Here is a 15,899-nt window from a genome sequence, read left to right on the forward strand (position 1 = left end):
AAATCATTTGTCATTTGACATTTACCCTTGCTCCATCTTTAAGACCGAAATGGCCTCCAATGATTACCCTATCTTGAGGCTCAACCCCTGAGACAATCTCCATACTATCTTTGGTAACTATTCCGGTCTGTACTTTTCTTATTTTAGCCACGGAGTCCTCTACTACATAGACTATTTCCTGGCTATCTTTTACTAAAACGGCATCCCGGGGAACAATGAGCACATCTTGACGCTTATTAGTAATAAGTTTTACCCGGGCAAACATCCCTGGTTTTAGTTTATGTTCCGGATTATCAATAGTTATTTCTACCGGCGCCCGGCGCAAGACAATATCAACCACTGGACTTACGATGAAAACCTCCCCCTTAAAGACCTCCTCGGGATAGGCATCCAGGCGCACCTCGGCATTTTGACCTCTAACTATTTTTGGCAAATCCCTCTCCGGCACATCTACCCGAATTTTAACCCTATCCATATTTATTATAAGAGCTAGCGGGTTCTGGGAAGTGACACTCATTCCTCTATCTATATAGACTCTGCCTACCACTCCATCAATGGGCGACTCTACAGGAGCCTTCTCAAATTCAAAACCTACTACATCGCGGTCAATAAGAAAAAGGGTATCTCCTTTCTTTGCTAAATCACCCTCTCTGACGAGTTTTTCTACAATCTTACCAGGGACTTTAGGAAAAATAGTTACCTCATCCTCAGCCTTTATGTCACCCACAAAAGAGAGTGTCTCTCTCATAGTGCCTTTTTCTACCTCAGCCACCTTCACATAAACAGGCATTCTTTCCTTCTCAATAACCTCTTCTCCTTCCCTGCCACAACCGGTTAAGAACAGAGAACAGAGGGCAGAGAAGAGAAAACAGAAAAACCTAACTTTTGATTTCTGACTTCTAATGTGTAGAGTAGACATTTTAACAACCTCCTTATCCCCCTCCGAAAGAACCTTCCCCCTCTCCTTAATCCTCTCCCCATAGAGGGAGAGGGAAGGGTGAGGGGATCCATTTACTCTCCTCCTGTAACATAATCCAATTTAGCCCTGGCTACTATAAAATCATAAAGACTCTGGGCATAATTTAGCTGAGCCGTTGATAAGGCAACCCGGGCATCCAACAAGTCTAATTGCATCGCTTCACCCCGAATATGCCTGTGTCTTATAATCTCATATGCCTTTTCAGCTCGGATTATATTCACTTTTTGAGCCTCTACAATTCTCCGGGCAGATTCTAAATCCAAAATAGTATTTTTTACTTCAATTTTTATATTATCAGTTAGTTTATTCCTTAAGATGCGGACCCTTTCCTTTCTAACTCCTGCCTCCTTTACTTTTGCGCGGGTTAAAAAACCATCAAATATAGGCATGCTTACGGAAACAGTGGCTACCCAGTAATCATCATATTCTCCTCTACCCACAGTGAATGCCTCTTTCTGATTGGCAAAATTGGTAAAATTAAGCCCCACCTGAGGCAGATACCCTGAAAAAGCCACTCGAACTTGCGCCTCGGCTGCTTCTTCCTGCAAAATCATCTCTTTTAATGCTGGCCTTATCTGTAGGGCCCGGGCAAGTTTTTCTTCTAAGTTAATTTCCTCCTCTAAGATATAATCAAACTCTCCTTTTATTTTGATTTCCCGGGCCGGCGAAATTCCCACTAAAATTTTCAAGAAATTATAAGAGGTCTTGAGAAAGTTTTCTGCCTTTATGAGCTGAGGTCTAATATTGGCTACCTCAACCTCACTTCTTAAAACCTCATAATGCGATGCCTCTCCTTTTCGGAAACGTTTTTCCGTTACCACCAGACTCTCTTCGGCCAATCCCAGGGTCTTTTTTCTAATCTGCACAAACTCTTCAGCCAGCAGGATACCGTAGAAGGCCTGTTTTGTTTGGAAGACAATTTTGTTCTCCATCTCTTTTTGGCTTTCCTTTGTTGCCCTTAAATCCTTGCGGGCTGAATCTATAGTATTAGCCACTCTTCCTCCTGCAAAGAGCAATTGGTCTACGGAAAAACTATAACCACGATTATCTTCAAAAGGAATAAAAGGGTGGTTCTCATAACGGGCATAATAGGCACTGCCCCTTATAGACGGGAAAATAGCCGAATGAGCCTGAGTAAGCCGGGCAGAAGCCTCTTTTATCTCTTCTTTTTTAGCCAAAATATCGTGATTATTCTTCAGGGCAAGCTCTATAGCCTTTTCTTTAGATAAAATTATAACTTCTTTGTCAGCGCTCATATCTCTGCTATCAACTTTGTCGGTGGCTTTCTCTGATAAAGCAAAACAAGTTTGCGGCAAAAACAAAAGAGGAAGAATCAGGATAAGATAACTGGCCTTTTTTTTATTATGTAGATTCATTTCTTTACCTCACACTTTATCCCTTCAGAAATTATTGTCAAGACAACATTTCTTATTCCCTTTAAGGGAAATTCTTTGCTGTCGGTAACCCAGCGAATCATCAAGCCATCAAGAGTGGCTAAAATTACCGAAGCGGCACGATCTGGTTTTAGGTCTTTCCTGAATACGCCGGCCGTTATCCCTTCTTTGATATAAGAGGAAAGCGTCTTTTTGTAATCCTTATAAATCTGTCGCATCTTTAAAATAAGCGGGCTTTCCTTCTTTCTTTTTCTTATCCGGGGCCATATTTCCAAAAAGACAAGACAGAAGTCTTTAAACTCTTCAAAACTTGAAATGCTGAGATTGATAAATTCTTTAATCCTTTGCCCGGGTTCACTTATTAAAGAAACTTTCTTAATACAGGTGTTCTTAAATTCATCCATAAAATATGAGCATAACTCCAAAAACAGTTTTTCCTTACCCGAGAAATATTCATAGATAGTGCCCTTGCCCATATCGGCTGCTCTGGCAATCTCATCCATTCGGCTTGGGTAAAATCCTTTTTTAGAGAACACTCTTAAAGCAGCATTAAAAATTCTTTCCCTCTTCTTTTTCTTATCAACAACAATTGGCGACATAAAAAGACTCTCCTTTTTCGTAGTCTACAATGACCGTCTGGTCAGTCACTATAACTATACACAAAATCCGCTTCCCTGTCAAGTATTATTTTTTTTCTCTCATAATTTTTTTCTCCCCCCCCCTGCATTATTACTCTTTCTGCTATTTCTCATTATACACAGTAGCAAAACTTATAGCTATATCGTCGGTAAACCTTGTTAGAAAGTCCGGAAATATCCTTATATCCGAAACTTCACAAAACTTTTAAAAAAGCTTCGTAACCACAGATTACAAAAACCCGAGGACACAGATTTTCTTTTGAAGTAATCTGGGTAATCTGCCTGTTAATCTGTGTGATCAAGTATAGAAAGTGGTTTATACTTTCCTATACTTCAAGAAATCACTTGACACCAAAGATATTAATCGGTATACTAATAAATAGTTAGGCACACGAAGTTTTAATTAATTATAGGGGTTCTCATGAAAAAAGAGGAAGTAAGCAGATTTATTTCACAATTGGATGATTTGCTCCCCACTTTAATCAAACATTTTCAGATTTCCAATCCTTATAAATTATTTAGAGTTAAGATTACATTGCAGCAGTACTTAACACTGAATGCACTGGCTAAGAGTGGTAAGTGCATGGTAAGCGAATTAAGTAAAACTATGAATGTGGCTTTAAGCACAATGACCGAATTAATCAACCGCTTAGCAAAAAGAGGCTTTATCTGCAAGAATAGAGATATAAAAGATAATCGTATAGTCTGGGTTAATTTAACCAATAAAGGGCAGGAGATCTTTCACAGTATGACAAAAAAGAAACAGAAGCATATCTCTGACATCTTAGGGAAATTAGTCCATATTGAGCGTCAGACTCTAATTGATATATTAAAAACAGTCTCTCGGGCTGCTAATGAAATAGGAATGCAGAAGATTAATGGCTAAAATTTTTTAACACGATAGTTCGTATGACGAACCATCTGAATATGGATTTATTAATGAGACAAAAACGCGTGCTTTTTCTTACAACATCTACAGGCTCCGGACATATGAGAGCCGGTGAGGCTATAAGAGAAACTCTTTGCGGAATAAGTTCTGAGCTCAAATCAAAGGGAGAGATTTCTGCCTCGTTAATAGCCGTAATAACCGATTTTGATGCTCATCCTTATTGGTTCAGCAAATATGTTGATGAATTTATTATACCTACAGAAGAGATGAAAGAGGAATTTATCAGCTATGGAATAGAAGCGAATAGAATACATGCCTTTGGGATTCCAATTCATCCAGGTTTTTCCAAAACGCAAAATAAACTGGCTTTAAAAACAAAACTTGGAATGAGAAAAGATTTACCTACTATTCTTGTAATGGGTGGAGGCTGGGGATTAGGTCCTATTGAGAAAATAGTTCAGCATCTGAATGGTTCAAAAATGGCGCTTCAACTCATTATTGTGGCAGGGAAGAATGAAGCCTTATATGATAAACTCAAGAAAATTTCACCCGAGCCAAATATCTCCATTAAAAATTTCGGTTATGTTAATAACATTGATGAACTTATGGAAATATCCGATATAGCTATAACTAAGCCGGGAGGACTTGTTGCTTCTGAATTGCTGACTAAGGGTCTGCCGGCTGTTCTGATAGATGTTATAGATGGTCAGGAGAGGGCAAACGGCAATTATTTGATAAGTAAGGGAGTAGCATGCAGAATAAAAAAATAAACCGGCTTGAAGACACAGTCCGGAGATTATTAAACAATCCTTTGGAACTAAACCGGATGAGAGCAAAGGCAAAAGCAGTGGCCAAACCATTTGCTGCTGCGCATACAGCAAAATTAATTATAGATATTATTAATGAAAACAAAGGAGGGTAATAAAAATGATTAAGTCAAATAGCAGAGAACTGTGGAATAAAGTTTTTGCAAAGGCGGGGCATGTTTTTCTACCAGTAGGCAAAAAAGTTTTGCGTAATTCCAGGTTGAGAAAAATTGCTTTTACTAAGGCAAAAGAGCGATTGCGCAAAATGGCGCTAAATCGGGAAAGTAAACGAGCTGAAGATGGATACTATATGTTCATAGCTCTTTTACACTCTATTGAGCAAATGCTGGATAGCAACGTTTCTCCTAAATGTTTTGACGCTCTAACAGATATTTTTATGGGGAAATTATTAGGTGGAGGGGAAGCTAAACCAAAAAAGATATTTCTGGAGGAAACGGGGAGGGAAACGCCTTTTTTTGTGCTTGTATGTCCGACACAACTCTGCAATTTAAAATGTCCGGGTTGCTATACAGCTTCAGGGAAAAACGGAGATACGCTTAAGTATGAGGTATTTGATAGAATTGTGAGAGAAATAAAAGAATTGTGGGGCGCTCATTTTATTGTCCTCTCGGGTGGGGAACCGCTTCTCTATCCACGCCTGTTTGATATTGCAAAAAAGCACCAGGATGTTCTCTTTTTGATGTACAGTAATGGTACCCTTATAAACGAGAAAATGGCCCAAAGATTAGCTGAAGCCGGCAACATTACCCCGGCTATATCCGTGGAAGGATTTGAAAAAGAGACAGACGCAAGAAGGGGGGAAGGTGTTTATCAAAAGATACTTACAGCTTTTGCTAATATGAGGAATGCCGGAGTTCCTTTCGGGATTTCGGTAACTGCTACGAGTAAGAATATAGATGTGATAACCAGTGATGAGTTCTATGACTTCTACTTTGAGCAACAAGGAGTGAAATATCAGTGGCAGTTCCACTATATGCCTGTGGGAAGATCGTATACGCTTGAGCTTATGCCTACTCCCCAGCAGAGGCTTTTTACAAGAGAAAGAAAACGAAAAATGGAACGAGAAAAGGAGTATTTCATAGGTGATTTCTGGAACGATGGGCCATCATGTAGAGGATGTCTGGCAGCAGGTAGAGGTGGAGGCTATTTTAATATAACCGGATCGGGCGATTGTACGCCCTGTGGATTTCAGCCATATACAGCAGATAATATAAATGATATTTATGAAAAAGGCGGGAATTTGAATACTGTTCTCAAGTCTGATTTCTTCCGCGCAGTAAGAAAATGGCAAGACAACTATGCATACGGAAAATCTGATTTAGAGCAGGATAATCTTCTAATGACCTGTCCGATTAGAGATCATTATAAGGAATTTTATGAGCATATATTACAGAAACATCATCCCAGACCTATTTATCCCGAGGCAGGAGCAGCGTTAGAGGATGAAGAATACAGGAAGGGCATGATAGATTATGGTAAAAGCCTGAAGAGGTTGTCGGCCCCTATTTGGAACAAGGAATATCTTAACAAAAATGACAGCAGTAGATGATTCTGATTTAGCAGAGGGCATGGATAAAAAAATGGATAAGAAATTTTTGTTTGACAAGATGGTTGCCGCTGCGTATAATTAAATAGTAAATACTCTAGTAAACATCGTTCCCTCTCTCTGTCATTCCTGCATGTTTTAAGCAGGAATCTGGATTCCTGCTCACTGCCCCTGATTAAATCAGGGGGACACGGGGTTGACTGAATATTTGGCATTAAATATGAGGGCGAGTTGATGGGTTCAGGAAGAAGCAGGAAGAAACATGAGGAGGTGATAATCATGCAAGATGTTTTAAAGAAAGTATTTAATTTGGGCCTTGGGGCGATAGTCATCACCAAAGAAAAAGCAGAGGAAGTTGTGAAGGAGTTGGTTAAAAAAGGCGAGGTTGGCGAGGAAGAAAGTAGAAAATTAGTCAATAAATTGATTGAAAAGGGACAAGAGAGTAGGAAGGAGATGCAAACACAGATAGAGAAGACAGTTAAGGGTGTAATAGAAAAGCTGGATATATCAACCCGCAGTGAACTAGAGGGGCTTAAATCTGAGATTGAACGGCTAAAAGAAAACTTGGGTAAGAAAAAATAGCAGAAGAAAGCCTGCTCTTGCAAATGCTCTACTAGAACCCCGGGCCATGGTGTGTCCTATCAACTGAATTGTAGTTACTTGATTTATCAAGCTAAACGCTCTATACTTTCCTGGTATCAAGAAAATAAATCTCTCCTCTCTGTGGATAGTTGGCGGTATTCATGTTCGCCAGTTCTCCTATTCTTGGTATAGTGGGAAATGTTTATCAGAGTATTGTCTGAAATGGCGAAGTAGCTTCTGGTCGGTCTGATGGATTTCTTGATAAAGCTGAGCTAACTTCTTATTTTCCTTCCGGGGGAATTCTTCCAGATAGGCCTTTAGCGCCAGTCTATAAAACATGCTCCGGTTAAGACCTGTGCGATCTCGCATTTCTTCTACCTGTCGAACCAATGTCTTCGGTAGGCTAACAGCTACCCTCTCTACTTGAGTCATTTCCTGTTCCTCCTTCTCCTGAACAAGCGCTTAATCCATTACTACTTTCTGATTAAAGTATGACACATGTGTGAAAACTTGTCAAAAAAATCCGCGATTTTACTTTATCAGGCAAAACAGGAGGAGGGTAACTATTTCCATTAATTCCGCCGTTGCCCTCAGGACATCGCCGGTTATTCCTTCCAGCTTCCTTAAGCTAAACCAGCGAAGAGTCAGGGTGGCTAAACAAACAATTGCCATAAGGGGAATGACAAAAAACCTAAAGAGCAACAAAGAGACGATAAAAGTGATAAGGCTGGCTCTGACGAGGCTTCGATAATCATCTTGGCCGGAAGAGGAAAATCTTTCCCGGCTTATCCCCCGGGCATAAGGGGCAAGAGTTCCTATGACCACCATAGCCCAGCGGCCCATAAGGGGCATAAGAAGAAGCGCCCCCAACTCTACCCTCTCAACCAAGCTATAGAGAAGAGCAAATTTAATTAATAGCAGGAGGATTAGAGCCACAACTCCCCGGAAACCAGGACGGCTCTCTCGCATGATAGTTAGGGCTTCATCCCCATGTTTTCCGCTGAAGAACCCCTCGCAGGCAGCAACAAATCCCCCCAGGGGTAAAGCTCCGGTGAGGATAACCAAAACAATCAAAACTATAGCTTTAGCCACTAAAGGCGGAAACAAGGAGGAACTAACCAGGTTAACCAGAATTAGGATTGCCCCCAGAAGCAGTCCCACCAGGGGAAAATAGGTCATTGATTTGGTCAGGTCATTTCCGCTGACTGTCTCTTTCAGCTTTGTGGGGATAATGGTCAGAAACTGCAGAGGTTCGTTGCATAGTTCTCATTTGTGTAGTATAATTATAAAGGAAAGTCAACTGTTCAGGTGGATAGACTGTTAGACTGTAGGTGCCCACAGCCTAAATAACTTGAATACTAAGGTTACATTGATTTGGTGTTAAGCAACAGGCGACAGGGACAGGTGACTGGAAAACAGAAAAAAACGAAAACACTAAGATTCTTAGTCACACACACCTTTTGTCCGCCTACTTATAATTTATGGAAAGTCCATTAGGCAGATACAATCTCAAGATTTCCCTAAAAAGAGAGGATAACTAAGATGGAAGGACCAAGAAGGGTCAGGAAAAAAGAATTTAATGAATTGATGTGGTTCTTGGAAAGAGTCTACGGACATCCAAAAGGCTTTTTTCCGCTTCATTACCCTGCCGTCTGGAGGGAAGAGACGGTTGATTTAGAGAATATATTTATTATCAAAGAGAAAGGTAAAATTGTAAGCCATGTTGGTCTATTTCCTCTAAATGTTAGGGTAGGAAAAAAGCTCGCCAAAGTTGGAGGAATTGGTGGTGTAGCTACTCTTCCAGAATGGCGTGGAAAAGGATTAATGACTAAACTTCTCAATTACGCGGTTAAAAAAATGGAGGAAGAAAAGTACTCTTTTTCTGTGCTCTGGGGAGATAGACAACGGTATGGGAATTTTGGCTATGAATTAGCCGGAAGGCAGATAAACTTAACCTTAAATAAAAGGTCATTGGAAAAAATGCCCAATCTTTCCAATCTAAAATTAAAAAGATATGAGGGGAAAGAAATAGAGTTAAAGAAGATTATCTCTATGCATAAAAAAGAACCTTTTTCTGTCCAAAGAAAAGATAAAGATTATAAAATTTTACTGGAAAGACCGGACATAGTCACATACCTTGGTTATAAAAATAGAGAGGATGCTTACCTTATCTTGAAAGAAAATTCTGTTATAGAATTTGGTGGAAACTTGGAAGTTATATTATCTTCCATCTTTTCTCTCATCCAAACTTTCAATCTGGGAAATATCAATATATCTGTTCCATTTAAGTATCCTTTGCTTGCTCTTTTCTTAAAAGCCACCTGTGTTTTTTCTGTCTCCTCTTTTTGTATGTTAAAAATTATAGATTTAAGAAGGATTCTGGAAACTTTTATTTATCAAATAGAAGAAAGGTACTTAAAAAGTGGAATGACTCTAAAAAAAGCAATTACCCTTTATCTTTCTGGCACAGAGCAAAAAGCAACTCTTCTTTTTGATAAAGGAATAAAAATTAGTCAAAAAGAGGTAAAAGACATGGTAATACTTCCAGAGCAAGAAATGGTAAAACTTCTTTTTGGAACCCTTCCCCCTGATTCTTTTTTAAAATTAGAAAAAGAGAAACTCTTTTTAAACTTTTTCTTTCCCCTTGATTTCTACATCTGGTCACTTGATTCTGTTTAACCTCTTTTAAAGACAATTTTACAACGCTCACAGATACAGCAGGCAGGAAGGCAGAAGGTATGAACATAGTTGTTGCACTATCAGGTGGGGTCGACAGTAGCGTTGCTGCTGCACAGTTGTGTAAGAAGCAGAACAGGGTTATTGGTATTACAATGAGGCTGTGGCCTGATTGGCTTTGTGGAACTCAGCATCAGAGATCCTGCTGCGGTCTTCAATCCATACAGGATGCCCGTCTTGTTGCAGAAAAGTTAAACATCCCGTTCTATGTTCTTAATATGGGAAAGGAGTTTGAGAAAGAGGTTATTGTTCCATTCTGTGAAGAGTACTTAAAGGGGAGAACGCCAAACCCTTGTATATTATGTAATGAAAAACTAAAATTTGATAGACTGTTAAAAAAAGCAAAACAATTAGATTGTGATTATATTGCAACAGGGCACTATGCCAATGTGTCCAAAGATACAGAAACAGGCAGGTTTGTTCTTTCCTGTGGAAAAGACAAAAAAAAGGACCAGTCATATGTGCTTTTCTCATTAACGCAAGGCCAGCTTGCCCATTCAATATTCCCAAATGCAAGTTTTACCAAAAAACAGGTTCGTTCAATTGCAAAAAAATTGGGGCTTCCTATTTATAATAAAAAAGAAAGTATGGAGATTTGTTTTGCCGGAGAAGGAAAGTATCAGGATGTGGTTAAACATTATTATTCTTCTGCTGGAAGGCAGGGGAATATCACAGACACAAAAGGGCAGGTATTGGGGAAACATATGGGGATTGAAAATTGGACAATAGGACAGAGAAAAGGGCTTGGTATTGCAAAAGAGAAACCTGTGTATGTTGTCCGAATTGAACCGGAACACAATAAGATTGTGGTAGGTCCGAGAGAAATATTATGTAAAAAAGAACTTTTTGCAAAAAACATTAACTGGGTTTCTATTGAAAAGCCTGACAAGGTTATAAAGTGTAAAGCAAAGGTAAGGTCAGCGCACCCTGCCTCATCTTGCACGGTTGAGGTTGTTGACAATAAATTAGCAAAGGTCGTTTTTTCAAGAAAGCAGTTTGCAATTACACCCGGTCAAGCAGTGGTATTTTATAAAAATGGTATTGTTCTTGGAGGGGGTTGGATTGAATAAGGTAACGAGCAGGAGCGCAGTGGCAGAAATAAGGAATAAAGAAAAAAAGTTAGAAAATCTGCTAAAAAATATGGGAAGGGTTGTGGTTGCTTTTTCAGGTGGTGTAGATAGCTCATATCTGTTAAGTGTTGCAAGAAAGGTATTGGGGAAGAAAAATGTGTGTGCAATTGTGGCAAGGTCTCCGACATATACGCAATTTGAATTAAAACAGGCAAGAGAAGTTGCAAAAATGTTAGATGTTAACTTAAAAATAATAGATACATATGAAATGAAAGACCCTAATTTTTATAAAAATCCTGTGAACAGGTGTTATTGGTGTAAGAGAGAGCTTTTTTCAAAATTAAAACAGATTGCAAAAAAAGAAAACATCAGTTACATTGCAGACGGAAGCAATATTGATGATATAAAAGATTTCAGGCCGGGAAGTATTGCCGGAAAAGAATTTGTTATAAAGCATCCGCTTCAAGAAGCAGGTTTTGAAAAACGGGAGATCAGGTTTTTTGCAAAAAAAAATAAACTACCAAACTGGAATGCTCCTTCAATGGCCTGTCTTGCTTCAAGATTTCCTTATGGAAGAACGATAACAAAAAAAGAACTTAAAAAAGTTGAAAAAGCCGAAGAATTTTTGAAAAAAATTGGGTTTAACCAACTCCGTGTAAGAAATTACGGAAATCTTGCAAGAATAGAATTGCACTTGAATCAGGTTCCATTGGTTTTTAATGAAAAAATAAGAAAGGGAATAATAAAAAAACTTCATTTGCTCGGGTTTAAACATATTACAGTTGATTTGGAAGGGTATAGAACAGGAAGTATGAATTACTGATTAAACCTTTTCTTCTTAATTTTTTGTCTAACCCTGTTAGATGCAAAAATATAGAGTTTGCCTGAGCCCTCGGGGAGTTTTTTCTTTTATTTTCTTCCGAGGGCTCATCCTGAAGCCCAAAGGGCTGAAGGATCTCATAAGATCCTTCGTCGCTACACTTCTCAGGATAAGGGTCGGGAAACTTCCCGATTCCTCATATTATCCAAGATCTAGAAAGAAGAGAAAATGACTGCAATCAAACTGCCACAGCCGGAGATAAAAAAGGGAAAATCTGTTGAAGAATGTTTTAGAAATAGACGCTCCATAAGAGAATATAAAAATACGCCTCTTTCTTTGAAAGAAATATCTCAAATTTTATGGGCAGCAGATGGAAAAAATATTGAAGACTATGGAAGAACCTCTCCTTCTGCGGGGGCAACATATCCGATAGAGATTTATATTGCTTGTGGGAATGTTTCCGACATATCTTCCGGTGTCTATCATTACAATATAGGTACACATTCTCTTACACTCATAAAACAAGGAGATATTAGAAGCAGTTTAAGTGAATCTGCACTAAATCAGATAATGGTTCTTAAAGCACCTGCGACTATTATAATTGCAGGCGTTTTTGAAAAAACCACTTCAAGATATGGTGAAAGAGGAAAAAGATATGTGTTTATGGAGGCAGGACACTGTGGTCAGAATATCCATCTTCAAGCAGAATCATTAGGACTTGGGACTGTTATGGTTGGTGCTTTTAACGATGCTTCTGTGAGGAAGGTTTTAGCAATTAAAGAAGATGTTTTTTATCTTTGCCCTGTTGGGGAAAAATAAAGGCTACCAGCAACCGGTGCCCGGAGATTGGGAAAAATTTAAGTCCATTATCCACCATTTAGTTCACAGTTCATTGTCTATTATAATAAGCCCCATTGGATGTAAAGTTATCTGACGGGGTAAAAAAAGGAAAACCAACAAAATCTTTTTCAACAGGTGGTGTAATTATTAGTTTTTTTTATATCCTCCTTTTTTCTACGGTACTTCTCTATGGTTTTGCCACTTTTTTTATAATGCTGTAATCTCATTATTTCGACACTATCCTCTAACAATTCTTCTTTTTCTATTTTTTCTTTAACTGCATTTTTTATAAATCTTCCTATTTTTAATCTTTTTTTCACAGAAGTTTTTAATTTCTTCTGTGACATTCTTACTTATTCTTATTGGATAATTTCTTATTCCTGTTGTCATATTTCCCCCTTGCTCTATATTCGCAGGTGTGTCACAATTGTATAATTTTGTCAAATTTTTGTATTAAAATTTATTCCCCTTTTTATGGGGTGCCTATCTTCCTATCTCTCCCATTGGGAAACAGAAAAACCGGTGGCATATGCTGCTCTTTTCTCTTATTCCCAATGTCACATTTAAGAAGATATATTTTCGGGTAAGAATTGGTTATAATAATAGCGGATGGAAAGTAAAGAAATTTCAAAGTCTGCCAGAGGTGTGGGGCTTGCAATAGCATTAAGCAGGGGCTTAGGCTTGGTCCGAGATATAATTGTTGCAGCAGTATTCGGAAGAAGTATTTCTGCACAGGCGTTTGTTGTTGCTTTCAGGATACCAAATCTTCTCAGGGACCTTGTTGCAGAAGGTGCGGCAAATGCAAGTTTTGTTCCTGTTCTTTGCGAAGAAGAAAAAAAGTCAGAACAGAATTTTAAAGACACTGCATTTGCATTGGGAAACATTCTGTTTGTTGCCCTTATTATCTTAACAATATTGGGGATGATATTTTCACCCTTACTTGTAGGGCTGTGTGCGCCGGGGTTTTTACTTGAACCCCAAAAATATAGCCTGACTGTTAAACTTACCCTCATTCTTTTCCCGTATATCCTTCTTGTCGGTGTTTACGCATTTTTTATGTCTGTCCTAAATGTGAAACATCTTTTTCTTACAAGCGCATTAGGACCGTGTTTGATGAATATCGGTATGATTGCGGGTGCATTGTCTTCATATTTTTTATTACAGGGTTCTATATTCGGTCTTGCAGCAGGTGTGCTTGTGGGGGGGGTTTTTCAGATTCTTATACAAATTCCACAAATAAAAAAAAGTATTTTTTCGTGGAAGTTTTTCTTTGCTCCCAGTATGCCATCTGTTAAAAAAGCATTTAGACTTCTTTTGCCAAGGATATTTGGAAGTGCTGTATATCTTGCAAATACATTTGTAGATACTATATTTGCATCCCTGACATTTCTTGTTGGTCAGGCAGGTGTTATTGCAATATATTACAGTGGCCGCCTTTTTCAACTCCCGCTTGCAATTTTTGGAGTGTCCATTTCAAGTGTCAGTCTGCCGATTCTTTCTGCCTCTGCTATTGATAGTGATAAAGAGAAATTTGTTCAAGTCATTTCACATTCGTTAAGGGTTATAATCTCTGTCCTTCTTCCCTCGTCTGCTTTTTTTATAGCACTGGGGTATCCTGTAATAAAGGTTTTTTTTCAAAGAGGGGCATTTGATACATATGCTGTGAATATTACAAATGATGCTCTTATATTCTATTCAATAGGACTTTTTTCATATGGGTGCGTAAAGGTTTTGGTAAACGGGTTTTATGCGATGCAGGATACAAAAACGCCTGTCCAGATTTCTTTTATCTGCCTTATTTTAAATATAATATTAAACATAATCCTTGTTAGATTTTTGAGGATTTCTGGTATTGCACTTGCAACATCTATTTCAAGTTTTGTCAATTTTTCTTTGCTTGGAATAATATTAAGAAAAAAAATTGGAAGAATTGATGGAAAAAGGATATCTATTACATTTGCAAAAAGTCTTGTCCTTTCGGTGATTTTTGGTTTTTCTATATTTTTTTTATACATATTTTTCAAAAGTATTTTTGGCGATATAACCGGTCTTTTATTTTCTGTGCTTACAGGGATTATTTTGTTTCTCTCTTTAGGATGGTTATTAAAAATTAACGAGATATGGGAAGTTGTGCCGATATTGAAAAAAAGATAGAACAGATCTCTCATCAGCCGGGTGTATATATTTTCAGGGACCACAAAGGAGATGTTCTTTATATAGGTAAGGCTGCTGACTTAAAAGACAGGGTAAGGTCTTACCTGAGACAGCCATTGTTGCTTAAAATCTCTATTATGATGCAGAAAGTAAAGGGTGTCCATATCCTTACAACATCTGATGAAAAAGAAGCCCTGCTATTGGAAAATGCACTGATAAAACAATATAAGCCACCTTATAATATGAAGTTAAGAGATGATAAAGATTATCCTCTGATATGTATAAGTGAAGAAAAGTTCCCAAGAGTAGCAATCGGCAGAAGAAAAAGATTTTTAAAGTTAAAAGCGGAATGTTTTGGTCCTTATCCCGATGCCACTGCTTTAAGAAAAGCACTATCTACGGTAAGAAGAATAATACCGTACAGAACCTGTATAAATCTCCCCAAAAGGCACTGTATATATTATCCCTTAAAATTATGTCCTGCTCCCTGTGAAGGCAGGATTTTAAGACAGGATTATGCAAGTCTTATAAAACAGTTAAAGCTGTTTTTACAGGGCAAAAGACAGAAGGTTATAAGAAATATTCATACCCGGATGCAAAAGTTAAGTGATGAACAAAAATATGAACAGGCAAAGATTGTAAGAGACAAAATATATTTGCTTGAAAAAACTGTCCAGAGGCTAAAACAATCTTATGATGTAAGCGTCCCTTCAATACTTGGTGAATTGTTTGAAACAAAAAAAGATATAAATATTATAGAAGGGATAGATGTTTCAAATATATCCGGGGTGCATCCTGTGGGAAGTGTTGTAAGGTTTGTAAGATGCAGACCCTTTAAATCCGAATACAGAAGGTATAGAATATTATCATCAGAAAGAAGCGATGCAGGGATGCTTTCTGAGGTTGTTCATAGAAGGTACGGAAAATTATTAGAAGAAAAAAAACAGATGCCAGACCTTATTCTTGTTGATGGTGGAATTGCACAGGCAAATGCCGCAAAAAGGATTTTAAACGGATTGAGGATTTTATCTGTCTGTGTTGCAGGGCTTGCAAAAAAGCAGGAATGGTTATTTGTTCCGGGTAAAAAAGAGCCGATAGTTTTATCCAGAGATTCCGCTTCCCTGCAGGCTTTACAAATGGTAAGGGATGAAGCACACAGGTTTGCTATGAGTTATCATAAAAAAATAAGAAGCAGGTCTGCTATTCATTCAATTCTTGATGATATTTCCGGTATAGGTCCTGTACGAAAAAGTAGGATAATATCAGAGTTTGGCTCTGTTGAAGGAATTATATGTGCAGGCTATGAAAAGGTTGCAAAAACCGCAGGTTGTAGTATAGAAACTGCAAAGAAGTGGATTGAACGGATGGTTAAATTTAGTCCACAGTTCGCAGTCCATAGTCGATAGTCTATTAAAAACGGAAGG

16 protein-coding genes are annotated in these 15,899 nt (G+C 38.2%); 10 read left to right on the forward strand and 6 right to left on the reverse strand.

Going from position 1 to position 15,899, the window contains the following annotated elements:
- Positions 1 to 10: 10 nt before the first annotated feature.
- From B9J78_00460 to B9J78_00470, 3 genes are all read right to left on the reverse strand, one after another.
- A complete protein-coding gene (locus B9J78_00460) occupies positions 11 to 919 on the reverse strand; it encodes a hypothetical protein (protein ID MBA2123411.1) in 909 nt (302 codons plus the stop codon).
- Between the two features lie 92 nt (positions 920 to 1,011).
- A complete protein-coding gene (locus B9J78_00465) occupies positions 1,012 to 2,355 on the reverse strand; it encodes a hypothetical protein (protein MBA2123412.1) in 1,344 nt (447 codons plus the stop codon).
- Positions 2,352 to 2,972: a hypothetical protein gene (locus B9J78_00470; protein MBA2123413.1), complete on the reverse strand. Its 621-nt coding sequence runs from the start codon at positions 2,970 to 2,972 to the stop codon at positions 2,352 to 2,354. The genes B9J78_00465 and B9J78_00470 overlap by 4 nt, the downstream gene beginning before the upstream one ends.
- Before the next feature lie 460 nt (positions 2,973 to 3,432).
- Here B9J78_00470 and B9J78_00475 point away from each other — a divergent pair, with 460 nt between their 5' ends.
- The 4 genes from B9J78_00475 (at position 3,433) to B9J78_00490 (ending at position 6,855) form a co-directional block, all read left to right on the forward strand.
- On the forward strand, positions 3,433 to 3,897 hold the full coding sequence (locus B9J78_00475) for a hypothetical protein (protein MBA2123414.1): 465 nt from the start codon (positions 3,433 to 3,435) through the stop codon (positions 3,895 to 3,897).
- A gap of 23 nt (positions 3,898 to 3,920) precedes the next feature.
- Positions 3,921 to 4,670, forward strand: coding sequence for a hypothetical protein (locus B9J78_00480; protein MBA2123415.1), 750 nt, complete (start codon positions 3,921 to 3,923; stop codon positions 4,668 to 4,670).
- 157 nt (positions 4,671 to 4,827) lie between these two features.
- Complete coding sequence (locus B9J78_00485; protein ID MBA2123416.1) at positions 4,828 to 6,276, forward strand: hypothetical protein; 1,449 nt, start codon at positions 4,828 to 4,830, stop codon at positions 6,274 to 6,276.
- A 231-nt stretch (positions 6,277 to 6,507) separates the two neighbouring features.
- Positions 6,508 to 6,855, forward strand: a complete 348-nt coding sequence (locus tag B9J78_00490) for a hypothetical protein (GenBank protein MBA2123417.1) — start codon at positions 6,508 to 6,510, stop codon at positions 6,853 to 6,855.
- A 177-nt stretch (positions 6,856 to 7,032) separates the two neighbouring features.
- Here the strand turns inward: B9J78_00490 and B9J78_00495 are convergent, their stop codons facing one another.
- Together B9J78_00495 and B9J78_00500 are read right to left on the reverse strand one after the other, a co-directional pair.
- Positions 7,033 to 7,287, reverse strand: coding sequence for a hypothetical protein (locus B9J78_00495; protein ID MBA2123418.1), 255 nt, complete (start codon positions 7,285 to 7,287; stop codon positions 7,033 to 7,035).
- 99 nt (positions 7,288 to 7,386) lie between these two features.
- Positions 7,387 to 8,103 (reverse strand): hypothetical protein, encoded by a 717-nt coding sequence (locus tag B9J78_00500; protein ID MBA2123419.1) that lies wholly within the window; start codon positions 8,101 to 8,103, stop codon positions 7,387 to 7,389.
- A 294-nt stretch (positions 8,104 to 8,397) separates the two neighbouring features.
- Between B9J78_00500 and B9J78_00505 the strand changes: the two genes are divergently transcribed.
- From B9J78_00505 to B9J78_00520, 4 genes are all read left to right on the forward strand, one after another.
- Positions 8,398 to 9,534 (forward strand): hypothetical protein, encoded by a 1,137-nt coding sequence (locus B9J78_00505; GenBank protein ID MBA2123420.1) that lies wholly within the window; start codon positions 8,398 to 8,400, stop codon positions 9,532 to 9,534.
- Between the two features lie 59 nt (positions 9,535 to 9,593).
- A complete protein-coding gene (locus tag B9J78_00510) occupies positions 9,594 to 10,661 on the forward strand; it encodes a tRNA 2-thiouridine(34) synthase MnmA (GenBank protein ID MBA2123421.1) in 1,068 nt (355 codons plus the stop codon).
- On the forward strand, positions 10,627 to 11,484 hold the full coding sequence (locus B9J78_00515) for a TIGR00268 family protein (GenBank protein ID MBA2123422.1): 858 nt from the start codon (positions 10,627 to 10,629) through the stop codon (positions 11,482 to 11,484). Before B9J78_00510 ends, B9J78_00515 begins: the two co-directional genes overlap by 35 nt.
- A gap of 225 nt (positions 11,485 to 11,709) precedes the next feature.
- Positions 11,710 to 12,300, forward strand: coding sequence for a nitroreductase (locus B9J78_00520; protein MBA2123423.1), 591 nt, complete (start codon positions 11,710 to 11,712; stop codon positions 12,298 to 12,300).
- Between the two features lie 149 nt (positions 12,301 to 12,449).
- Here the strand turns inward: B9J78_00520 and B9J78_00525 are convergent, their stop codons facing one another.
- Complete coding sequence (locus B9J78_00525) at positions 12,450 to 12,668, reverse strand: hypothetical protein (protein ID MBA2123424.1); 219 nt, start codon at positions 12,666 to 12,668, stop codon at positions 12,450 to 12,452.
- Positions 12,669 to 12,930: 262 nt separating this feature from the next.
- On the opposite strand from B9J78_00525, the gene B9J78_00530 reads away from it, so the two are divergent.
- Positions 12,931 to 14,475, forward strand: a complete 1,545-nt coding sequence (locus B9J78_00530) for a murein biosynthesis integral membrane protein MurJ (protein ID MBA2123425.1) — start codon at positions 12,931 to 12,933, stop codon at positions 14,473 to 14,475.
- Entirely contained in the window at positions 14,442 to 15,881 is a 1,440-nt protein-coding gene (locus tag B9J78_00535) for a hypothetical protein (protein ID MBA2123426.1), read from the forward strand. The genes B9J78_00530 and B9J78_00535 overlap by 34 nt, the downstream gene beginning before the upstream one ends.
- Positions 15,882 to 15,899 lie beyond the last annotated feature (18 nt).

The sequence above is a fragment of the bacterium Unc6 genome (assembly GCA_013626165.1).
In the GTDB taxonomy this organism is placed as follows: Bacteria; Omnitrophota; Gorgyraeia; order Velesiimonadales; family Velesiimonadaceae; genus Velesiimonas; species Velesiimonas alkalicola.